16 protein-coding genes are annotated in these 21625 nt (G+C 69.4%); 9 read left to right on the top strand and 7 right to left on the bottom strand.

Going from position 1 to position 21625, the window contains the following annotated elements:
• Window positions 1-7 precede the first annotated feature (7 nt).
• The 5 genes from ACXIZN_RS38825 to ACXIZN_RS38805 form a co-directional block, all read right to left on the bottom strand.
• Window positions 8-1504: a tryptophan 7-halogenase gene (locus tag ACXIZN_RS38825; protein WP_457959763.1), complete on the bottom strand. Its 1497-nt coding sequence runs from the start codon at window positions 1502-1504 to the stop codon at window positions 8-10.
• A 38-nt stretch (window positions 1505-1542) separates the two neighbouring features.
• The gene (gene cmdF, locus ACXIZN_RS38820; RefSeq protein ID WP_457959762.1) at window positions 1543-3168 is read right to left on the bottom strand and encodes a tyrosine 2,3-aminomutase; all 1626 of its coding nucleotides are present in this window, start codon (window positions 3166-3168) and stop codon (window positions 1543-1545) included.
• Window positions 3169-3217: 49 nt separating this feature from the next.
• Complete coding sequence (locus ACXIZN_RS38815; protein ID WP_457959761.1) at window positions 3218-6370, bottom strand: non-ribosomal peptide synthetase; 3153 nt, start codon at window positions 6368-6370, stop codon at window positions 3218-3220.
• Between the two features lie 97 nt (window positions 6371-6467).
• Window positions 6468-6635 (bottom strand): hypothetical protein, encoded by a 168-nt coding sequence (locus ACXIZN_RS38810; RefSeq protein ID WP_457959760.1) that lies wholly within the window; start codon window positions 6633-6635, stop codon window positions 6468-6470.
• 92 nt (window positions 6636-6727) lie between these two features.
• Window positions 6728-7417 (bottom strand): O-methyltransferase, encoded by a 690-nt coding sequence (locus ACXIZN_RS38805; RefSeq protein WP_457959759.1) that lies wholly within the window; start codon window positions 7415-7417, stop codon window positions 6728-6730.
• Between the two features lie 168 nt (window positions 7418-7585).
• On the opposite strand from ACXIZN_RS38805, the gene ACXIZN_RS38800 reads away from it, so the two are divergent.
• The 7 genes from ACXIZN_RS38800 (at window position 7586) to ACXIZN_RS38770 (ending at window position 17512) form a co-directional block, all read left to right on the top strand.
• Window positions 7586-8944 carry a cation:proton antiporter gene (locus ACXIZN_RS38800; protein WP_457959758.1) on the top strand — a complete coding sequence of 453 codons (1359 nt, stop codon included), beginning with the start codon at window positions 7586-7588 and terminating at the stop codon, window positions 8942-8944.
• A 77-nt stretch (window positions 8945-9021) separates the two neighbouring features.
• On the top strand, window positions 9022-9789 hold the full coding sequence (locus tag ACXIZN_RS38795) for an SDR family NAD(P)-dependent oxidoreductase (RefSeq protein WP_457959757.1): 768 nt from the start codon (window positions 9022-9024) through the stop codon (window positions 9787-9789).
• Window positions 9790-9831: 42 nt separating this feature from the next.
• Window positions 9832-11250 (top strand): FAD-binding monooxygenase, encoded by a 1419-nt coding sequence (locus ACXIZN_RS38790; protein ID WP_457959756.1) that lies wholly within the window; start codon window positions 9832-9834, stop codon window positions 11248-11250.
• A 3-nt stretch (window positions 11251-11253) separates the two neighbouring features.
• Window positions 11254-13434: a molybdopterin-dependent oxidoreductase gene (locus tag ACXIZN_RS38785; protein ID WP_457959755.1), complete on the top strand. Its 2181-nt coding sequence runs from the start codon at window positions 11254-11256 to the stop codon at window positions 13432-13434.
• A gap of 47 nt (window positions 13435-13481) precedes the next feature.
• A complete protein-coding gene (locus ACXIZN_RS38780) occupies window positions 13482-13991 on the top strand; it encodes a hypothetical protein (RefSeq protein ID WP_457959754.1) in 510 nt (169 codons plus the stop codon).
• Window positions 13992-14059: 68 nt separating this feature from the next.
• Entirely contained in the window at window positions 14060-16162 is a 2103-nt protein-coding gene (gene ligA, locus ACXIZN_RS38775; RefSeq protein WP_457959753.1) for an NAD-dependent DNA ligase LigA, read from the top strand.
• Window positions 16163-16330: 168 nt separating this feature from the next.
• On the top strand, window positions 16331-17512 hold the full coding sequence (locus tag ACXIZN_RS38770; protein ID WP_457959752.1) for an acyl-CoA dehydrogenase family protein: 1182 nt from the start codon (window positions 16331-16333) through the stop codon (window positions 17510-17512).
• Window positions 17513-17565: 53 nt separating this feature from the next.
• On the opposite strand, the gene ACXIZN_RS38765 is transcribed toward ACXIZN_RS38770, so the two are convergent.
• A complete protein-coding gene (locus ACXIZN_RS38765) occupies window positions 17566-18666 on the bottom strand; it encodes a nucleotide disphospho-sugar-binding domain-containing protein (protein ID WP_457959751.1) in 1101 nt (366 codons plus the stop codon).
• Between the two features lie 301 nt (window positions 18667-18967).
• Here ACXIZN_RS38765 and ACXIZN_RS38760 point away from each other — a divergent pair, with 301 nt between their 5' ends.
• Complete coding sequence (locus tag ACXIZN_RS38760; protein WP_457959750.1) at window positions 18968-20542, top strand: 4-hydroxyphenylacetate 3-hydroxylase N-terminal domain-containing protein; 1575 nt, start codon at window positions 18968-18970, stop codon at window positions 20540-20542.
• Window positions 20543-20620: 78 nt separating this feature from the next.
• On the top strand, window positions 20621-20905 hold the full coding sequence (locus ACXIZN_RS38755) for a phosphopantetheine-binding protein (RefSeq protein WP_457959749.1): 285 nt from the start codon (window positions 20621-20623) through the stop codon (window positions 20903-20905).
• Between the two features lie 275 nt (window positions 20906-21180).
• On the opposite strand, the gene ACXIZN_RS38750 is transcribed toward ACXIZN_RS38755, so the two are convergent.
• Window positions 21181-21597 carry an SgcJ/EcaC family oxidoreductase gene (locus ACXIZN_RS38750; protein WP_378435389.1) on the bottom strand — a complete coding sequence of 139 codons (417 nt, stop codon included), beginning with the start codon at window positions 21595-21597 and terminating at the stop codon, window positions 21181-21183.
• Between the last annotated feature and the right edge of the window lie 28 nt (window positions 21598-21625).

Raw genomic sequence — 21625 nt, 5'->3', positions numbered from 1 at the left:
GTTCCTTTCAGCTCGCGAGCCGCTGCGCGGGCAACGACCAGTGCAGACCGTCGGGAGAGGGGACGAGCCCCCCGTCCCGCACCGGGACCGTCTCGTCGGCGTTCGCGCCGACGACGGCCTGGACCTGGATCCTGGCCCCTTCCTTCGACACCGCCTTCGCCAGCGAGGTCTGCAGGAGGTCACGGTCCTCCCCGGCCACCTTGACCGGCTGTTCGACGGCCTCGGTCAGCTCGCGGAACGCGGCCGCCCGGGAGTCCACATAGGACTTCGGGTCGACGAGGGCGTGCTCGTGCGATGCCCCGCCCGCCACCAGTTCGACGAACGCCTCCAGATCCGAGGCGACGTTGTTGGTGACCTTCTTCGCCTTCCAGAAGTACGAGTCCTCGTCCTGGTGCATGTCGTAGAACCCGACGAGGAAGTCGTGGAAGCGCGCGTATTCACCGCGATACCGCGACTCGAACTCTTCGAAGCAGATCGTCTCGCCGACCTCGCCGCGCAGCGCCGTGTTGAGGGAACGGGCCGCCAGCAAGCCGCTGTAGGTCGCCAGATGCACTCCGGAGGAGAACACCGGGTCGATGAAACAGGCGGCGTCGCCGGCGAGCACCAGACCCGGCCGCCAGAACTTCTCCTGGATGTAGGAGTAGTCCTTGCGGACGCGGATCTCCCCGTACTGGCCCTCGGTGACCCGTTTCGCGTCGGCGAGGAACGACGCGATCAGCGGGCATTCCTCGATCAGGTCGAGCAGCGCCTTCTCGCGGTCCCCCTTCGCCCGTTCGAGCGCCTCCGGCATCAGCACGGCACCGACGCTGGTCAGCTCGTCCGAAAGCGGGATGTACCAGAACCACCCGGATTCGAACGCGGCGGCGAGGATATTGCCCTCGTTGGGGGCGGGCAGCCGCTTGCCGCCGGTGAAGTAGCCGAACAGCGCGATGTTGCGGAAGAACTCGGAGTAGTGCCGCTTCCCGCCGACCCGGCCGTGGATCCGGCTCTTGTTGCCGGACGCGTCGACGACGTAGCGGGCGCGGATCTCACGCCGGACCCCGTCCTCGTCGGCGTACAGCACCCCGCTCACCCGGTCGCCGTCCTCGAGAACGTCCACCACCGACGCCTGCTCGCGGACGTCGACTCCCTTGCGGCGGGCGTTCTCGAGCAGGATCTGGTCGAACTTCGACCGCTCGACCTGGTACGCGGTCGACCCTTCGGTGGCGAACTTCGAAGAGACCGAGAACGAGAACGTCCACGGCTCCGGGTTGCGTCCCCAGCGGAACGCCCCGCCGCGTTTGACGACGAACCCCGCCTGCTCGAGCTCTTCGGTCACCCCGAGCAGGCTGCAGATCCCGTGCACCGTCGCCGGGAGCAGCGACTCCCCGATCTGATAGCGGGGGAACCGCTCTTTTTCGAGCAGCAGCACCCGATGCCCCTGCATCGCCACCAGGGTCGAGACGGTCGAACCGCAGGGGCCGCCGCCGACCACGACGACGTCGTAATCGTTCTCAGTGCTCACGTGTCAGTCCTCCTGATCCAATGACGGCGAGCGGGCTTTCACCGAAGTTCGGCGCCGGCCGCCGTGGCGGCGGCGAGGAAGTCACCACGGGAGACCGCCTCGGCGATCGTCTCGATGTCGTCGGACATGTAGCGGTCCTCGTCGAGGGTCGGGACGAGCGCGCGCACCGCGTCGTAGGTGGCCTTCGCGACGGGGCTGAGCCCGGCGACCCGGCCGGAGATGTCGACCGCCTGCGCCGCGGCGAGCAACTCGACCGCGAGGATCTTTTCGTTGTTCTGCAGCACCCGGCGGGCGTTGCGGGCGGCGATCAGGCCCATGCTGACGACGTCCTGGTTGTCGCCGTTGGAGGGGACACTCTGCGTGCTCGCCGGGCCGATGGTCCGGTTCTCCGCGATCAGCGCGGTCGCCGGGTACTGGGCGCCGGCGAAACCGCTGTTGAGGCCGGGGTCGCCCTTGACGAGGAACTCCGGAAGACCGTAGGACAGGTGCCGGTTCAGCACCCGGTTGGTCTGCCGCTCGGAGAGCACGCCGAGCTGGGTCAGCGCGATCGTCACGAAGTCCATCGCGAACGCGATCGGCTGGCCGTGGAAGTTCGCGCCGTGGAAGATCTCCTGGCCCTCGAAGAACAACGGATTGTCGTTGGACGAGTTGAGCTCGATGTCGAGTTTCGTCGTCGCGTGATAGAGGGTGTCCCGCACCGCGCCGAGCACCTGGGGGATGGCGCGCAGGGAGTACGCCTTCTGCAGGTAGATCTCGGTGCGCTGGACGCCGCCGTCGTGCAGCTTCCCGTCGTCACCGCCGCGCTCGCCCCGATCGGCGACCTGGCGCCGCAGATCGGCGTGGTCGACGGTGAGCTTGCTCCCGCTCATCAGCGCCCGCATGTTCGCCGCGGTGTCGATCTGGCCGGCGTGCGGCCGCGCGATGTCGTGGCCTTCACGGAGGAACGGGCTGTTCGAACCCTGCAGGACCTCGATGAGGAGCGCGGTGACGATCTCGGCCTGCCGCACCTGCTCGAGCGCCTTGTGCACGACGAGCGAGCCGACCCCGGTCATCCCGGAGGTGCCGTTGATCAGCGCGAGGCCTTCCTTGAACCGCAGTTCGAGCGGCTCGATGCCGAACTCGTCGAGGACCTCACGGGTCGGGACCTTCTCGCCGTCGCGGAGGACGTAGCCCTCGCCGATGAGCGTCGAGGCGATATGCGACAGGGTGGCGAGGTCACCGCTCGCGCCGAGGGAACCGATTTCCGGGATCGCGGGCGTGATCCCCAGGTTGAGGTACAACGCGAGACGCTCCAGCACCTCGGGCCGCACCGCGGAGTGGCCCTTGGCGAGCGCGTTCAGCCGCGCGGCGACGATGGCTCGCGCCTCGGTCTCGGAGAACAGCGGTCCGACACCGGCGCTGTGGCTGCGGACGAGGTTGGTCTGCAGCGCCACCTCCTCCGAGGTGGCGACCAGCATGTAGATCATTTCGCCGTAGCCGGTGGTGACCCCGTAGATCGGGATCTCCTGGCGGACGATGTCCTCGAACATCGTCCGGCATTTGGCCGCTTTCTCCAGCGCGGACGGCGACACTCGGCACGGCACTCGGTCTTCGGCAACCCGCCGGACATCGGCAATGTCCAGCGTCTCGCCGTTGAAAACAACGGCTTCCTCGACCAGGGTCATCGCTCTCCTCCATCACTTGGACGGCAGCACTCGTCGCTGCCCGAACCGCTCATACCGCCATGTCCCGCACACCGTCCGGGTCTTCTCGCACGCCCGCCGATCCGAGCAACGCGGACAGACCGGAGACCGTGCAGTTTTCGAAGCAATCCCAGCTGGGGATCGCCACGCCGAACCGCTCCCGTAGGCGATCGGCGAGTTCGGGGATCAGCAGGGAATGCCCGCCTGAGGCGAAAAAGCCGTCATCGGCGCCGACTTCGGCGATACCGAGAAGGTCCGACCAGATGGCGGCGACCTCTCGTTCCACCCAGGTCCCCGGTGCCCTCCCGGCACCGGCCCGCAGCGCGCGCGGCGGGGGCAGCCGACGGCGATCCACCTTTCCCGCCAGGTTGCGCGGCAACGCGTCCGCCACGATTTCGAACGACACCAGCACCATCGACGCGCCGAACCGGCGGCGCAGGCGCGTCCGCCACTCCCTGACCGGCGCCGAGTCCCGCGGCACGACGTAGGCGATCAGCTGCGCGACCAGGCCGTCCTGGCCGGTCAGCGGGACCACCACGCATTCCGCGACCGACTCGTGCCCGGCGAGGGCGGCCTCGACCTCGGCGAGTTCGATCCGGTTGCCCTGCAGTTTGACCTGGAAGTCCTTGCGGCCCCGGAACTCCAGCTGGCCGTCCCACCGGACACGGGCGAGATCGCCGGTGCGGTAGCAGCGGATCTCCCGGTCACCGTCCGAGTCCTGGCGCACCGGGCGGAACGCGCCGCCCCGTTCGTCACCACCGAGGTACCCCCGCGCGACGTGCGGGCCGCGGATCACGATCTCGCCGGTGACCCCGGTGGGGCACGGCCGGTCCGCGCCGTCCAGCACGAGCACCTGCCTGCCGGGGATCGGCCTGCCGATCGGCACGCTCCCGATGACGGGCGTGTCGAGCACGCACCAGGTGGCCGCGATCGTCTCGGTCGGTCCGTACATGTTCGCGACGCGGGTCTCCGGCAGCGCCGCACGCAGGCCGTCGACCAGGTCGGCGGGCAACGCCTCCCCCATCAGCACCAGGTGCCGCAGCGAAACCGGGCGGGCGGCCCGCCCACCGGTGATCGCGACGAGCAGTTCCCGCGCGAAACTGGGCACGGTCTGCAGGAAGGTGATCCGTTCCACGGCGAGCCAGTCCGCCAGTTTCTCCGGATGCACCCGGACGTTCTCCGGCACCGGTAGCAAGGTCGCGCCACCCGAGAGGGCCGCGAACACCTCGCAGATGCTGGGATCGTGTTCGGGCGCGACCCAGGCCGCGACGCGTGCTCCCGGCCCGAACCCGAATTCGCCCGCGAACCAGGTGACGAACTGGGCGAACGAACCATGGGACTGTGCGACGCCCTTCGGCTTCCCTGTCGAGCCCGACGTGTAGGCCACGTAGACCGGGTCTTCCGGCGTGACGCGTTCTCCGTCCGCCCCGGCGGCGTCCGCGCGGCCGGGCGCCGTGACGTCCACGATCCGGCCGCCGAGTTCGTCCCGGTAGTAGCCCGCCAGTTCGTCGGCGTCCGCGGCGCCGGCCAGCAGCAGGCAGGCGGGCCGCAGCTCGGCGAGGATCGACTTGGCCCGGTCACCCGCGTCGCCGGTGCCGAACCAGATCAGGTGCGCGCCCGCGCGCAGCGCGCCCAGTGACGCCGCGAGCTGGTGCGGCCCCGGGGTCATCCGGACCGCGGCGGCCCTTCCCGCGACGCCGAGCGCGCGCAGCCGGGTGGCGACCGCCACCGCCTGGCGCTCGAGTTCCGCGTAGGTCATCGTGCCGCCGCTCCAGACGACCGCGTCGGCCGAGGGGACGCGCTCGGCGTGCCCGCGGACCAGCTCGTGCACGGGGACCGCGGCGGGCGGCTCGTCGCTGCGGTCCGCCGCACGGGCGATCTCGGCGGACCGTTCGGCGTCTTCGAGGGGAAGCTCGTCCACCACCGTGTCCGGCTTCGCCAGCGCTCCGGCCAGCAGGGTGCGCGTCTGGCCGAGCAGGACCGCCGCCTGCTCCGGCCGGAGCAGGTCGCCGTGGAATTCGAGCGCCCCGTCGATCGACTCACCGATTCCGGTGACGATCAAGGTGAGCTCGGCGGGCTGCCACGGGCGAGGCCGCCCGATCCGGCCGAGGTCGTACCGCCGGACCGTCGTTCCGGCGAGCCGCGGCACGGCCTCCGGTTCGTCGTGGACGACGAGCATCGCGTCGCACAGCGGTGTCCGGCGTGGATCGTGGTCGACGTCGAGCTCCCGTAGCAGCCTGCCGAACGGAACGGCCCGTCGCTCGAAGGCCGAACGTACCGTCGCGGTGCTCCTGGCGACGAGCTCGCGGAAGGTCGGCCCGCCGGCGAAATCGCCGCAGAGCACCAGAGTGTTGCCGAACGGGCCGATCGTCTTTTCGCAGCCCTCCGTGCGGGTGCCGACCGGGACTCCGACGGGCACCCGGTCGCCACCGCCGTACCGGTGCAGCACCGCCTGGAACGCGGCGAGCAGCACCGCGAGCGGCGTGGTGCGCTCCGCGCGGCACAGCCCGGCGAGCGCGGAGCCGAGTGCCTCCCACGAGAACGGGACGGCGCCGTCGGCGGCGGGCGGCCGGGTGAACCGGGGCCGCTCCACCGGCAGGACGGGCGGGCCGGGTACCGGCGTCAGTTCCGTCTTCCACCACCGCAGGAGCTTCCGGAACTCGGCGGTCTCCTGCCGGGCGCGCTCCCCCGCCGCGTGAACGGCGTACTGGGGCGGGACGGGGCCGGGCGACGCCGGTTCCGGATAGCACGCGGACAACTCGTCCAGGACGAGCGACAGCGAACGGTCGTCGGCGGCCGCCCGGTGCAGCACGAGGACGACGCGATGCACGGCGGCGCTCAGCCGGATCACGGTCAGCCTGGCGACCGGCCCGGCCGCGAGGTCCAGCGGCTCGGCGGCCAGCCGCTCGGTGCGCGCGTCGTGGCCCGCAGGCGGCAGGTCGCTCTGATCGAGGTAGCGGAACGAATCCGTGCCCGCGGAGACGCTCGCCACCGGACGGCCCGCGACGCCGGTGAGCGTGGTCCTCAGGATTTCGTGCCGTCCGACGACCGAGTACCAGGCCGCGCGCAACGCTTCCACCCGGAGGAGGCCGGAGATTTCGAACGCGCGGCACACCTGATGCGCCGGCCGCCACGACGTGACCCGGTCGAGCAGCCACACCGCGTCCTGCGCGGATGACGTCACGACCGGGAAGGCGCGCGGCCCCGGCGCTTCAGAAGCGGTGGTTCCGCGTTCCTCTTGCATATTTGCATCGTCACACGGCGAAACCGGGCGCGGCATCTCACGAATTGCCGTTCCCGCGCGGTGAATTCCCGCCGGAAAGCGCGCGTTTTCCGAACGTGCGGCCCATCGGTTTTCCTTTGGCAACACCAAAGTCATCGAGCAGCGTCCCGTCATCACCCGACCGGCACAAGGGCGGGACGGACATTTCGGCCCATGCGTTCTTCACGCCGAAAATATGTGAAAAACCTTGATTTCCGCCGGAAAAAGAAAAGGCGCCTTCCCGCTACCGGAAAGGCGCCTCGGCCGCGATGATCGAAATTACTTCTTCCGCGCGATGGTCAACCCGTCCGCGAAAGGAAGCATGACGACGTCGAACCGGTCGTCGGCGGCGAGGTCGGCGTTGAACGACCGCAGGGTTTCGGCGCACAGCCGCGGCAGCCCCGGCCCGGCGAGCGCCGGGTCGACGACGTGGCCGTCGAGCAGCACGTTGTCCGCGATCAGCAGACCGCCGGAACGCACCAAGGGCGCGGCGAGCCGATAGTACTTCGGATAGTTCATCTTGTCCGCGTCGATGAAGACGAGATCGGCACTCGTCCCCTCGGCCAGTCCGGTCAGCGTCCGCCCGGCGGCGCCGAGCCGGAACTCGATGCGATCGGCCACCCCCGCACGTTCCCAATGCTCCCGCGCGAGCGCCAGCGAGTCGTCGGTGACGTCACAGGTGATGACCCGCCCGCCGTCGGCGAGCCCGCGGGCGAGCGCGAGGGCCGACAACCCGGTGAACGTGCCGATGTCGATGACCGTCTTCGCGGACACCAGCCTCGCCAGCATCGTCAGGAGGGTCGCCTGCGCGGCGGTCGCCATCATGCCCGCCGCCTCGCCGAGTGACGCGGTGCGGTCGATCAGGGACCGCACCACGGGATCGGGTGCCGTGGTGGCGGCGGCGAGATAGTCGCCCGTGGCCTGATCGACCAGTAAATGCTTGGTTTCGGCGAAACCCGCGCTGCCCATCGGTCCTCCTGGAACTCGGCACCCGGATACAGGGACATCGTCGGCCGGTCGCGGCCGCGGGGCGTCCTGTCGATTGCGCTCGGCCGTCCCCGTATCCCCGCAAAGCGGAGGAGGCACGGGCGGGGGCACGGACTGAAAACTGATCGGCAAACTCTTTGGAGGTCGGTCGTGAGCCTTGCTGCCCCAGTCGCCCCCTTGGCCGCGCATCCGCTGCTGATCTTTCTGCTGGCGCTGGTCGTACTGCTGGTGCTGGCCCGGTTGCTCGGCAGGCTGGCCGAAAGATTCGGGCTGCCGTCGATCACCGGCGAACTGCTCACCGGTGTCCTGCTCGGGCCGTCGCTGCTCGGACATCTCGCGCCGGGCTTCACGGCCTGGCTGCTGCCGTCCGAACCGGCGCAGATGCACCTGCTCGACGCCGTCGGCCAGCTCGGCGTGCTGCTGCTCGTCGGGGTCACCGGCACCTATCTCGATCCCCGGGTCCTGCGCCGTCAGGGCAAGGCCGCGGCTTTGGTGAGCCTGTGCGGCCTGATCGTTCCGCTCGGCCTCGGCATCGCACTCGGCCTGCTGCTGCCGGGTTCGGTGACCGCGGGCGAGAAGGCGAGCCCGCTGGTCTTCGCACTGTTCCTCGGTGTCGCCATGTGCGTCACCGCCATCCCGGTCATCGCCAAGACCCTGAGCGACATGCGGTTGCTGCACCGCGACATCGGCCAGCTCACCCTGGCCGCGGGGATGATCGACGACGCGGTCGGCTGGCTGCTCCTGTCCGTCGTCGCGGCCGCCGCGACCATCGGGATCAGCGCGGGCGGTATCACCCTCTCCGTGCTCTATCTGATCGGTTTCGTCGTGTTCGCCGCGACGATCGGTCGTCCGCTGGTCCGCAAGATCATGAACGTCGCCGCGCGATCCGCCGCGCCGGGGCCCGCGGTCGCCACCGCGGTGATCGTCGTGCTGACGGGCGCGGTGATCACCCACGCGCTCGGCATGGAGGCGATCTTCGGGGCCTTCGTCGCCGGCCTGCTGGTCGCCGGCTCGCCGGAGGCACAGGTCAAACTGGCGCCACTGCGGACCATCGTGCTCTCCGTCCTCGCGCCGATCTTCCTCGCCTCGGCGGGGTTACGGATGGATCTGACCGCGCTCGGCGAGCCTTCCGTGGCGATCACCGCGGCGGCCGTGCTCGTCGTGGCGATCGTCGGCAAGTTCGGCGGGGCCTACCTCGGCGCCCGGCTCGGCAAGCTCAGCAGGCGGGAAGGGTTCGCGCTCGGCGCGGGGATGAACGCACGAGGCGTCGTCGAGGTGATCATCGCGTTGACCGGATTACGGCTGGGCGTGCTGAACACGGCCACGTACACGATCATCGTCCTGGTGGCCATCGTGACCTCGCTGATGGCGCCCCCGCTGCTGCGCTTCGCCATGAACGGGTTGGAACACAGCGAAGAAGAACACCTTCGGCGGATCGATCACGAACGGTGGCAGGGCGCGCGCGCCGAAGATCCCGAATCCGGCCACGAACGGCCGGCGGCCGCCTGATGTCGTGGCACACAAGCACTTCTCGATGCGCAAACGTGGAGAGGACCGCCCAGGCGCACGCGTGTGACCATGGCTGCATGGCTGAATTCGACGGCAAGACCGTACTCATCACCGGTGGCGGCAGCGGAATGGGCCTTGCCACCGCAGGACAATTGCTGGCCGAGGGCGCGAACGTCGTACTCGCCGGCCGGGACCGCGAGCGGCTCACCACGGCGGCGAAGGAGCTCAACGCGGGCGACCGGGTCCTCACCGTGCCGACCGACGTCGCGAGCACCGAGGACCTCGACGCGCTCGTCACCGCGATCCGCGACCGGTTCGGCCGTCTGGACGGCGTGTTCGCCAACGCGGGCACGGCCGATTTCGCGCCGAGCGCGTACGTCGGCGAGGACGCCTTCGACAAGCTCGTCGGCGCCAACCTGAAGGGTGTCTTCTTCACCATCCAGAAAGCGGTGCCGCTGCTGGAAAACGGCGGATCCGTGGTCATCAACGGATCGTGGCTCGCGCATCGCGGGCTGGGTTTCGCCGCGGTGTACGCGGCGACCAAGGCCGCCGTCATCAACCTGGCCCGCTCGCTCGCGTCCGATCTCGGTGACGCCGGGATCCGGGTCAACGCGATCAGCCCCGGCTATATCCGGACCGACATGTTCGACGGTATTTCGCCCACCGAAGAGGCCCGCGAAGCGTGCCGGGTCCAGGTTTCCCTCGGCAGGCTCGGCCTTCCCGAGGACGTCGCGAGCGCCGCGCTCTTCCTGCTCTCTTCCAAGGCTTCGTACATCACGGGCCAGGAGCTCGCCGTCGACGGCGGCCTGACCACCTCCATCCCGATGAGCTCCGTCCAGGCCTGACGGCCACCCTTTGTCCCTTTGAAAGTGAAGGAGGTGACCGCGATGGGCCAGGATGCGCCAACCCGCGCGGTGGTACTCGGCGGCAGCATTGCCGGATTGTTCGCGGCCAGGGTCCTCGCGGACGCCTACGACGAGGTGCGCATCGTGGATCGCGACACCCTCGTCGGGACGAAGGGCCCTCGCCGTCACGCGCCCCAGGGGCGGCACATCAACGGCCTGCTCGCCAGGGGCCAGCAGATCATGGAAGAGCTGTTTCCCGGGCTCACCAAGCAGATCCTGGACTACGGGGTGCCCGGCGGCGACCTTTCCGGCAGCTGCCGCTGGTTCTTCGGCGGCAGGCGGCTGAAGCAGCAACGCGCCGGTCTCGTCACGCTGGGCGCGCGGCGGCCGGTGCTCGAGTTCCACATCCGCGAACGCGTCGAAAAGATCCCGAACGTGGTCTTCACCGAGCAGCACGACATCCTCGGTCTGGTCACCACGGCCGATCGCGGCACGGTGACCGGGGTCCGGGTGCAGCGGCGCGGTACGAAGACCGAGAAGGTGATCGGGGCCGACCTGGTCGTCGACGCCACCGGCCGAGGGTCGCGGACCCCCGTCTGGCTGGAGGAACTCGGCTACGGAGCCGTGCCGGAGGAACGGAAGAAGATCGACCTCGTCTATGTCACGCAGCATTTCCGCCTGCGCGAAGGGGCCGACCCGTTCGGCGAGGACGTGGCGATCAACCCCGTCGCCTACCCCGGCAGGCCGCGCGGCGCGGTCTTCATCCGCACGGACAACGGCGAACTCGAGCTGACCACGTACGGTCTGCTCGGCGACCACCCGCCCACCGACCAGGCCGGCCTTTACGAATGGCTGAAGACACTGCCCTCCAGGGACGTCTACGACGCCATCCGGTACGCCGACCCGGTCGACGAGCCGACGGCGTTCCGCTTCCCGACGACGGTGCGCCGCCAGTACGAGAAGCTGACCCGGTTCCCCGCCGGCCTGCTGGTCACCGGTGACGCGATCACCTGTTTCAACCCGGTGTACGCGCAGGGCATGAGCGTCGCGGCGATGTCCGCGATGACCATGCGCCAGCATCTGCACAGCGGTGCGGCGCCCGAGCCGACCGACTACTTCCGCGATCTGGCCCACGACGTCATCGACCCGCCGTGGGAGATGACGAACACGGTGGACCTCACTTTCCCCGGGGTGAAGGGAAACCGCACGTTCCAGGTCCGGATGGCGCAGAAGTACCTGAAGCGTGTGCAGGTCGCCGCGACCCGCGACGGCAAGGTCACCGCCGCCTACATGCGGGCCGCGGGTCTCGTCGACCGCCCCGAGGCGCTGATGCGTCCCGGCATGGTCCTCCGGGTGCTGGCGAAGTCGCTGTTCGGCCCGTCGGCCGAAAGCGGCGTCCACGCGAACTGGGCACCGGCCGCGGACGTCACGCCGGTGATCGAAGACCGCCGGGCCGCGTGAGCGATGCCGACCACCACCGCGCACCGGACCTGCCCGATCTGTGACGCCGTCTGCGGCCTGCGACTGGTACTCGACGAGGGCCGCGTCCTCTCGGTGACCGGCGATCAGGACGATCCGTTCTCCAAGGGATACATCTGCCCGAAGGGAGCGAGCCTCGGCAAGATCGAGGGGGATCCCGATCGCCTGCGGGTGCCGATGATCCGTGAGGGCGACCGGTGGCGGGAGGCGACCTGGGACGAGGCGTTCCGGCGGGTCGAAACGGGATTGACGAAGGTGATGGAGACGCACGGCCGCGACGCGGTCGGTGTCTACTTCGGCAATCCGACCTATCACACGATGGCCGGTTTCATGTACCGGCAACCGCTGGCGCAGGTGCTGAACACCCGGAACGTCTATTCGGCGAGCACCATCGACCAGCAACCCAAGCACGTCTCGACCGGGTTCATGTTCGGTGATCCGTACGCCATCGCGGTCCCCGACCTCGACCGGACCGATTATCTGCTGATCATCGGGGCGAATCCGCTCGAGTCGCACGGGTCGCTCTGCGCGGCCCCGGATTTCCCGCGCAGGCTGAAGGCGTTGCGGCGGCGCGGCGGCACGGTGGTCGCCGTCGACCCGCGCCGCACCCGCACCGCCGAATTCGCCGACCGGCATCTGCCCATCCGGCCCGGCACGGACGCCGGGCTGCTGTTCGGCATCATCCACACCCTGTTCGCCGAAAATCTCACCTCGGTCGATCTCGACGTGCGGGGGCTCCCGGAACTCCGGGAGCTCGCCGAAGAGTTCACGCCGGAGGCCGTCGAGGTGGTGAGCGGGGTTCCCGCCGGCGAGATCGTCAAGCTGGCGAGGGAATTGGCCGCCGCGCCGACGGCGGCGGTGTACACCCGGATCGGCACGTCGACGGCCGAGTTCGGAACCATCACGCAGTGGCTCGTGGACACGGTGAACATCCTGACCGGCAATTTCGACCGTCCGGGCGGGGTGATGTTCACCAGGACGGCGGCACTGGAGATCTTCCGCACCGGTCAGCCGTTCGGTACCGGCCGGTGGCACAGCAGGGTCCGCGGCCTTCCCGAGACGCTCGGCGAACTGCCGGTCGCGACCCTCGCCGACGAGATCGAGACCGAGGGTGAAGGCCAGGTGCGGGCGCTCATCTCGATCGCGGGCAACCTCGTGCTTTCGGCACCGAACGGGCCGAGGCTGGATCGCGCGCTGCCCGGGCTCGACTTCATGGTGTGCGTGGACCCGTACCTGAACGAGACGACGAAGCACGCGGACGTGATCCTGCCGCCACCACGTATGACGCAGACCCCGCATTACGATTTCCTGCTGCTCATCGTCGCGGTCCGCAACTACACCCGGTTCTCGCCGCAGATCACGCCGCTGGACGGCGATCAGCGGTCCGAGGCCGAGATCCTGGCCCGCCTGCTGCTCATCGCCGGTGGCCACGGCGCGGAGGCCGACCCGGCCGCGGCGGACGCCATGATCATCGAGGGGCTGCTCCAAGGCGTCACCTCGGCCCCTGGCTCCCCGTTCGCGGACGTCGACGTGGCCGCCCTGTACGAAGGGCTGACCGGTGACAGCGGTCCGGAGCGGATGCTCGACGCGATGCTCAAGCTCGGGCCCTACGACCTCTCCCTAGCCGAGTTGCGCGCCCATCCGCACGGCATCGACCTCGGCCCGCTGGAGCCCCGGCTGAAGGAACTGATCACCACGCCGTCCGGACTGGTCGAGCTGGCCCCGCCGGAACTGGTCGCCGACGTCGACCGGCTGCGTCACGCCCTGGCCGGGCCTCCCGGCGAATTCCTGCTGATCGGACGGCGCCAGCTCCGGTCCAACAACAGCTGGTTGCACAACACCGCGCCACTGGTCGGCGGGAGCAACCGGTGCACGCTGCACGTCAACCCGGCCGACGTGGCCCGGCTCGGGCTCGGCGACACGGCGATCGTCCGCTCCGCGACGGGCGAGCTCGTCGTCCCGGTCGAGCCGACCGACCGGATCATGCCCGGGGTGGTGAGCCTCCCGCACGGATGGGGTCATCAGGGCAGTGCCCAGCGGGTCGCGGCGGACCATCCGGGGGTCAACGCGAACACGTTGACCGACGAGTCCAAAGTGGACGCTTTATCCGGGAACGCGGTCTTCAACGGCGTTCCCGTCACTCTCGCGCCGTACGACGGTCATTGAGGCGGAGCGTCCTGCCCCCCCCCATCAACCCATTCCAGGAGAATCACATGCGTACAGCGCGAAGAGCCATGGGCATCGCCGCCGCCGTCGCGGTCGCGGGGGGCCTGACCCTGGTCGCCCCGGCGACCGCGCAGGCGGGCACGGTCACGGTCACCTGGGGTTGCGGCTCACCGCTGGGACCGGGCGGCCAGAAGGGACTGCACGTCACGGTCACCGCCCCCGCCGCGGCGACGGCGGGCGAAACCGTGACGATCCAGGCGAACACGGTGGAAACCTCGAACCATCCCTTGGCCGAACCGGCGGGGCGCTACACCGCGCGGCTGGCGATCGCCCTCGGCGGCCCGGCCGCGGGAACGATCCACGCCGAGGGGCTGTCGAATCCGGCGACAGCAGAGGGGACACCGCTGCGGCTGGACGGCGGGACGGCACGGGTCACCTTGCCGTCGGCCGGCGACGTCACCTTCAAACCGACCGGCCTGCTCGTCTCGATCGACGGGATCTTCCGGTTCGCTTGTGGCGGACCCGCCCCGATCGCGGCCACCACAAGGGTTTCCTGACCCTCACGCGGGCGTGAACAGAGCAAGCTCGGAGACGGTGCCAGCCGCACCCGTGGAGGTACGGTCCGATGGTGGACAACGCAGCCGAAGCGGTCGTCGATCCGGGACAGGCGCTGCCCTTCGCCACCCGGCAGCGCTACGCCGAAGCGATCGAACAGGCCAAGGCCGCGGCGTCCGCGTACTACGACAGCGGCGAAATCCTCGTCGACGACGCGACGTATGACGCCGTCCTGGCCCGGATCGCCGCGACCGAAGCCGCTCACCCGCACTGGCGGGCGGCGGGATCGCCGACCGGCGCGGTCGCCGGTGGCGCGGCGGCGGGCGGCGACATCGAGCACAGTTCCCCGATGCTCGGTCTCGACAACGTGTTCGCCGAGGATCAGCTGCGGAAGTGGGCCGCCCGGCTGGAAAAGCTGCTCGGCGGGCCGTCCGCCGGGTACACGGTCGAGCCGAAGATCGACGGCCTCGCCGTCGCCGCGTGGTATGCCGGCGGCAAGCTGGTCCGGATCGCGACCAGGGGTGACGGGCGCACCGGCGAGGACGTGACCGGGACGGCCCGCCGGGCCGCCGGTCTCCCCGCACGGCTGAGCACCGAAGCGACCATCGAGATCCGCGGCGAGGTCTTCATGACCGACGCCGATTTCGAAGTGGCCAACGCGATGCGCGTCGAGCACGACGAACCCGTGTTCGCCCATCCGCGCAGCGCGGCCGCGGGAACGCTGCGCGCCGACAAACGCGGCTACCACGCGCCGCTGTCGTTCTTCGCCTATGCCGTAGACGGCCTGGACGCGGCGATGCCGCGTTCGGCCGCGGTCGCCGCGCTCGAAACCCTCGGCGTGAAGACCACGGCGAGCTCCGGACCGGGCATGACGATCTGCGACGGCATCGACGAGGTGCTCGCGGCGGTCGAGGCACTCCGGGAAGCCAGGGCGACGCTCGGCTTCGGGGTGGACGGCGCGGTGATCAAGGCGGACGCCCCGGCGGACCGGGAGCTGGCCGGTTCGTCGAGCAAGGCCCCGCGCTGGGCGATCGCCTACAAGTTCCCCGCCGACACGCGCACCACCACCCTGCTCGGGATCGATGTCCAGGTCGGCCGTACCGGTGTCATCACCCCGGTGGCCACGCTCGCCCCGGTGCTGTTCGGCGGCGTCAAGGTCACTTCGGCCACCCTGCACAATTTCGACGACCTCGTGCGGCGCAACGTCCGGGTCGGCGACACGGTGTTCGTCCGGCGGGCGGGTGACGTGATCCCGGAGGTCGTCGGGGCCAAACTGGACGAACGGCCGCCGGGCTCGGTCGCGTTCCTGCCACCGGCGCACTGCCCCCGGTGCGGAGGCGAGATCGACCGGAGCCAGAAGCGGTGGCGCTGCACCGGAGGACGGGTCTGCGGCGCGCGCCAAGCGCTCGCCTACTACGCGACGCGCAACGCGATGGACATCGAAGGGCTCGGCGAGAAGATCCTCGACCAGCTCGTCGGCGAAGGCATGGTCACCGACCCCGCCGATCTCTACGATCTCGACGCCGGGACACTGGCGACACTCGAACGGTTCGCGGAACTCTCCTCGGGCAAGCTGGTGGCCAGCATCGCCGCGTCGAAGGGACGGCCGCTGTCCCGGTTGCTCACCGCGCTCGGCATCCGGATGGCGGGCCGCGCGATGTCGCGACGGCTCGCCGCCCATTTCGGCACCATGCGAGCGCTGCTGGCGGCGACGATCGACGAGCTGCGGGCGGTCGACGGCGTCGGCCCCGAACGCGCGGTGACCATCGCGGCCGATCTCGCCGAACTGACCCCGTTGATCGACAGGCTGGCCGACCGCGGCGTCACCATGACCGAGCCCGGCCACGACCGGCCAGTACCGGACGGCGGGGAGCCCGCTCCGGCGCCACTGCGTAAACCGGACGGGACCCCGATGAAGGTCGTGGTCACCGGCGCGGTGCCCGGATTGACCAGGGACGAGGGCAACGAAGCCGTCGAACGGCTCGGGGGCACCGCGTCCGGCTCGGTCTCCGGCCGCACGGATCTGGTCGTGGTCGGCGCGGGCGCGGGGTCCAAAGTGGACAAGGCGATCGCGCTGGGCGTGCGCACCATGCCCGCCGAGCGGTTCGCCGCCCTGCTCGCGGCGATGACCACGGGCGAACCGGTCACGCTCGACGAGTTACTGACCAGCTAGGCGCCCAGGTGTCGCGAAAGCCGCCGCACGACCACCCGTGGGACGCCATCACCGGCCCGGTTGTCCACAAAGGACCTTTCCTGACCGGCTGGGCATTCGAGAGGACGCGGTCCGGTACCGGACCGTGGGATGGTCGTCGACGTTCCTTACTCGTGTCAGGAGGACATGATGCCGACCACCGACATACCGACGCGTGAGCAGCTGGTTCGCCAGGCCGCCGAGGTGGCGCCGGTATTGCGCGCGAACGCCGCCCAAGCCGAGGAAACCCGCCGGATACCGGAAGAGTCCATCGAGGCCCTCGCCGGCGCGGGGGTCTTCAAGCTGCGTACTCCGGTCCGTTACGGCGGCTACGAAGTGGACACGAAGACACTGGCGGACGTGGCCACCGAACTCGGCGGCGCGGACGGTTCGACCTCGTGGGTCGCCTCCGTCTACTGGATCCCCACCTGGATGACCTGTCTGTTCCCGGACCACGTCCAGGACGAGGTGTTCTCGACACCGGACGTCCGGGTGTGCGGCACGCTGAGCCCGGGTGGGATGGCCAAGCCGGTCGACGGCGGCGTCGTCGTCAACGGCAAGTGGGGGTTCATCAGCGGGGCGCTGCACAGCCACTGGCAGGAGATCATCGCGATCCTGGTCCCCGACGACGGCGAACCGTACCCGATCATGGCGCTGGTCCCGATATCCGACCTGCTGGTCGTCGACGACTGGCACACCGCGGGGTTGAAGGCGACCGGAAGTGTCACCACCGTCGCGCAGGACCTGTTCGTCCCGCAGGACCGGATCCTGCCGCTGCCCGCGGTTCTCGAAGGGCAGAGCGCGTCGAAGCTGAACGCGGGGAGCCCGATCTACCGCGCGCCGCTGCTCCCGGTGGCGTCCGCGTCCGCGGTCGGCACCGCGATCGGCCTCGCGAAGGGCGCGAAGGACAGTTTCCTGAGCCGGCTGCCCGACCGGAAGATCACCTACACGGGCTACGAAAGCCAGCGAGAGGCCCCGCTCACGCACCACCAGGTCGCCGAAGCGGCACTGAAGCTCGATGCCGCGGAATTCCACGCGTGGCGGCTGACGAACCTCGTCGACACCAAGTCGGCGGAAAACACGCCATGGAAGCTGGGAGAACGCGCACAGGTGCGCGCCGACGTCGGCGCGATCGTCCGGCTCGCCAAGGAATCCATCGACATCTTCCAGTCGGCGAGCGGCGGTTCCTCCATCTACCTCGACGTGCCCATCCAGCGGATCGCGCGGGACATCCAGGCGATCAGCCTGCACGCGTTGATGAACCCGAACACCAACAACGAGCTGTACGGCCGCGTGCTGTGCGGCCTCGAACCGGACACGCTCTACATCTGACCGAGCGCGAGAGCCCTGGCCGGGTGTTCACCACGGCCAGGGCTCTTCCCCGCTCAGGACGCGAGGCGGGCCAGCAAGGGGACGACGTCCGCGGGGCGAAGCTGGCCGAACATCTCCCCGGCGACCTCGGTGGCGGCCTCGGTGTACCGGGGCACCGCCAGCAGTTCGCCGCCGTGCTCACCGATCGCGGCCGGGGTGAAGTCGGCCAGGGGCAGGCAGATCCCGGCACCCGCCCGGACCACCGCCGCCGCGTTGTCGAACTGGTCGTCGAACGTGGGCAGCACGAGCTGGGGCAGGCTGGCCGCCAGCGCGGTCAGCGTCGTGCCCTGGCCGCCGTGGTGGACCACCAGATCACACGTCCGCAGGACCTCGGACAGGGGAAGCCTGCCCACGTGACGGACGGCCTTCGGCAACGGAGGCCAGCCCGCCGCGACCTTCTCGTCCACGGCGACCACGATCTCCATGTTCATCCTGGCCAGTGTCTCCAGTACCGGCACGACCAGCTCATAGGCGTCGTCCAGGTACAACTGGGGCAGCACGGTCCCGAAGGTGACGCACACCCTCGGCCGGTCCGCCGGGCGCAACGCCCAGATCGGCACCCTCCCGTCGCCGTTGTAGTCGACGTTGCACATGCTCCGATGGCCGTCGGAGTAGGGCAGGCGCAGGCTCGGCGGCCACGGGTTGAGCACCGCCGACGCGGTCGGCAGCTCCCCCAGTTCGGCCGCCGCCGACGCGCGGTACTCGCCGAGTTCGGCGACGGCCCAGTGCAACTCCACGACCGGGATCCCGCGTGCGGCGGCGGTCACCGGGCCGGCGTGCTCCGCCCGCTCGCTCACGACCACGTCCGGCCGCCACGAGTCCATCACCGCCGCCATACCCGGCAGGGCTCGCGCGGCGACGCGGGCGAACCCTTTCCCGTGCGCGTAACGCCGCTCCGCGAGTTCGTGTCCCTTGGCCAAGACGAAGGCCTCGTCCAGCCCGTCGGCCGCGGGACCGCACGCCACGACCGGCAGGCCCGACCGCGCCACCGTCGGGACGAAGTTCTCCGCGGTGGTGACGAGCACTTCGTGGCCGGCGAGCCGGCACGCCCAGGCCAGCGGAACCATCGGGAAGAAGTGCCCCGACAACGGAATGGTCGAGAACAGGACCCGCATCAGTTCCGCTCCAGCCGGTCAGGGGCACGGCGATCGTCGATTGCACCGCTCACAGCGATCTCCTTCTGAACTGAGGGGCGGCTTCGGAATCAGTGCAGCCGCATCGAGCAGGGTCGAAAGAATTGACCGAGCAATTCGAGTCTATGTCCGGGGACGTATTCCCGTACTCCTCGATTGCCCGCGCGATCACGTCTTCGCGAGCGAAGCCGCATCGGAGAAGGTGCCGCCGCGACCACGCGGTGAAATGCTGATCGGAGAGGAATCCACGTGCGTGCTGCCGGGCAGGAATGAGGAAGAACTCGTGACGGGCGACCAGGACACCCCCGCAGGAACGCGGCCGCTGACCGGCGGCGAATACATCGAAAGCCTGCGTGACGATCGCGAAATCTACCTTTACGGTGACCGCGTCAAGGACGTGACCACCCATCCGGCGTTCCATAACCCCATCCGGATGACGGCGCGGCTCTACGACGCCCTCCACGACCCCAAGACCAAGGACGTGCTCACCACCTCGACCGACACCGGCGGTGGCGGCTACACCCACCGGTTCTTCACCACGTCGCGCAGTGTCGAGGATCTCGTCGCGGACCAGAAGGCCATCGCGCAGTGGGCACGGATGAGTTACGGCTGGATGGGCCGCAGTCCCGACTACAAGGCCGCCTTCCTCGGCACGCTCGGGGCCAACGCCGAGTTCTACGCGCCGTTCGAGGACAACGCCCGGCGCTGGTACCGGGAATCCCAGGAGAAGGTCCTGTACTGGAACCACGCGATCGTCCATCCCCCGGTCGACCGCGACCGGCCGCCGGACGAGGTCGCGGACGTGTTCATCAAGGTGGAGAAGGAGACCGACTCCGGCCTCCTGGTCAGTGGGGCGAAGGTCGTCGCGACCGGCTCCGCCCTCACCCATTACAACTTCATCGCGCACTACGGGCTGCCGATCAAGAAACGGGAATTCGCGCTGGTCGCCACGGTGCCGATGGGCGCGCCCGGGGTCAAACTGATCTGCCGACCGTCCTATTCGGCGACCGCCGCGGTCATGGGCAGCCCGTTCGACTACCCGCTTTCCTCCCGGCTGGACGAGAACGACACCATTCTCGTGCTGGACAAGGTCCTCATCCCGTGGGAGAACGTGTTCATCTACGGTGACCTCGGCAAGGTGCAGATGTTCACCGGCCGCTCGGGTTTCGTCGAGCGGTTCACCTTCCACGGCTGCACCCGCCTCGCCGTGAAACTCGAGTTCATCGCCGGGCTGCTGGCCAAGGCACTGGAGATGACCGGCACCCAGGACTTCCGCGGCGTGCAGAGCAGGCTCGGCGAGGTGCTGGCCTGGCGCAACCTCTTCTGGGCGCTTTCCGACGCGTCCGCGCGGAATCCGATCGAATGGAACAACGGCGCCCTGCTGCCCAATCCGCAGTACGGGCTCGCCTACCGGTGGTTCATGCAGATCGGCTATCCCCGGATCAAGGAGATCATCGAACAGGACGTGGCCAGCGGGCTGATCTACGTCAACTCCAGCGCGGAAGACTTCAAGAACCCGGCGATCCGGCCGTATCTCGACAAATACGTCCGCGGTTCGGGTGGCGCCACCGCGGTCGAGCGGGTGAAACTGATGAAGCTGCTGTGGGACGCCATCGGCACCGAATTCGGCGGGCGCCACGAACTCTACGAGCGGAACTACTCCGGCAACCACGAGAACACCCGGGTGGAACTGCTGTTCTCCCAGATGGCGGGCGGCGAACTCGACGGGTACAAGAGGTTCGCCGACGAATGCCTCGGCGAATACGACCTCGACGGCTGGACCGTACCGGACCTCGCCTCGTACCCGGATTTGACCACGCTCCGGAACGACCTGCTCGGCGGCGACCTCGCGGCCTGACCGCAAACGTGGAGACGTGACGATCGGCGGTTCGCCGGGATCATGGATCGGAGAACCGGCGAGCAGGAGGATTCCACCATGACCAACGACGAGCGGCGTGCCGATCTGTCCACCGCGGCCGAGCACATCAAGCAGATCTGGAAGGACGTCCTCAACGTCCGGGAGATCCCCGCCGGCGCCACCTTCTTCGAGCTGCGGGGGCAGTCGATTTCGGCGGTCCGGATCGCGGCGCGGATCGAGGACGAGCTCGGCGTCCAGATCGACATGGGCGGCTTGTTCGAGGATCCCGACCTCGCCACCTTCACCCGGGACGTGGTGGCGAAGCTGGCGGCCTCGACGACGCCGGACAGCCGCACGGCCTGACGCCGTCGCACGAGATCGGCCCGCCGGGCCGGTCACGCTCACCTCCCCGGTGACGTGACCGGCCCTTTCGGCGTCTCCTGCCGCCACCGCCGTTCGAGAGCGTCCCGAAAGCCACTTTCGTGACATCAGAAGTCGCGAAAGTGGCTTTCGCGACACGCCCGGCAGGCCGCCCCTCCAGCCGTGCCCCGACGTCCACAGAGGACGGACGCCGAAGAGGCCTGCCTCCGGCGGGAGGCAGGCCTCGTTCGGACATCGCCGCCCGCGGGCGGCGGAACTCACTTGTCGCGCGGGGTGTTCTGGTACGCGGCGAGACGCCACTCGCCGTCCTGGCGGGCGACGGTCCACGAGGCGCGGATCGCGTTGTGGTCGGCGACCTCGGATTCACCCTTGTACAGCACGCCGCCCTGGGTCAGCAGTACCGCGGAGTCCGCGGAAAGGAAGCGAAGGCTGACGGGTTTACCGGTCACCTGCGTGCCCTTGTAGTTGGTGGCGTAGGCGTCCTTGAGGAACGCCCGGATCTCTTCGCGCCCGTCGGCGAAGCTGCCGGCGAGGATCATCGTGCCGTCCTCGGTGAAGACGTCGGCGAACGCGTCCGCGTCGTGGTAGGCCCAGGCGGCGATGACCTTCTGGGTGAGGGCCGCGATGGCCGCCTTGTCCGCGTCGGTGACCTTGGCGGTTTCGGTGGTCGTCATGACTTTCCTTCCTGGAGGTCCATGGGCG

It is taken from the genome of Amycolatopsis sp. TRM77291, assembly GCF_054166285.1.
The sequence above is the reverse complement of the archived record's forward strand: the minus strand, read 5'-3'. Positions and strand labels throughout refer to the sequence as shown.

Coding starts and splice junctions, on each gene's coding strand:
- ACXIZN_RS38805 (WP_457959759.1), bottom strand. CDS start 7,417: ATGGGCAGCGCGGGTTTCGCCGAAACCAAGCATTTACTGGTCGATCAG.
- ACXIZN_RS38790 (WP_457959756.1), top strand. CDS start 9,832: ATGGGCCAGGATGCGCCAACCCGCGCGGTGGTACTCGGCGGCAGCATT.
- ACXIZN_RS38785 (WP_457959755.1), top strand. CDS start 11,254: ATGCCGACCACCACCGCGCACCGGACCTGCCCGATCTGTGACGCCGTC.
- cmdF (WP_457959762.1), bottom strand. CDS start 3,168: ATGACCCTGGTCGAGGAAGCCGTTGTTTTCAACGGCGAGACGCTGGAC.
- ACXIZN_RS38750 (WP_378435389.1), bottom strand. CDS start 21,597: ATGACGACCACCGAAACCGCCAAGGTCACCGACGCGGACAAGGCGGCC.
- ACXIZN_RS38780 (WP_457959754.1), top strand. CDS start 13,482: ATGCGTACAGCGCGAAGAGCCATGGGCATCGCCGCCGCCGTCGCGGTC.
- ACXIZN_RS38765 (WP_457959751.1), bottom strand. CDS start 18,666: ATGCGGGTCCTGTTCTCGACCATTCCGTTGTCGGGGCACTTCTTCCCG.
- ACXIZN_RS38795 (WP_457959757.1), top strand. CDS start 9,022: ATGGCTGAATTCGACGGCAAGACCGTACTCATCACCGGTGGCGGCAGC.
- ACXIZN_RS38755 (WP_457959749.1), top strand. CDS start 20,621: ATGACCAACGACGAGCGGCGTGCCGATCTGTCCACCGCGGCCGAGCAC.
- ACXIZN_RS38770 (WP_457959752.1), top strand. CDS start 16,331: ATGCCGACCACCGACATACCGACGCGTGAGCAGCTGGTTCGCCAGGCC.
- ligA (WP_457959753.1), top strand. CDS start 14,060: ATGGTGGACAACGCAGCCGAAGCGGTCGTCGATCCGGGACAGGCGCTG.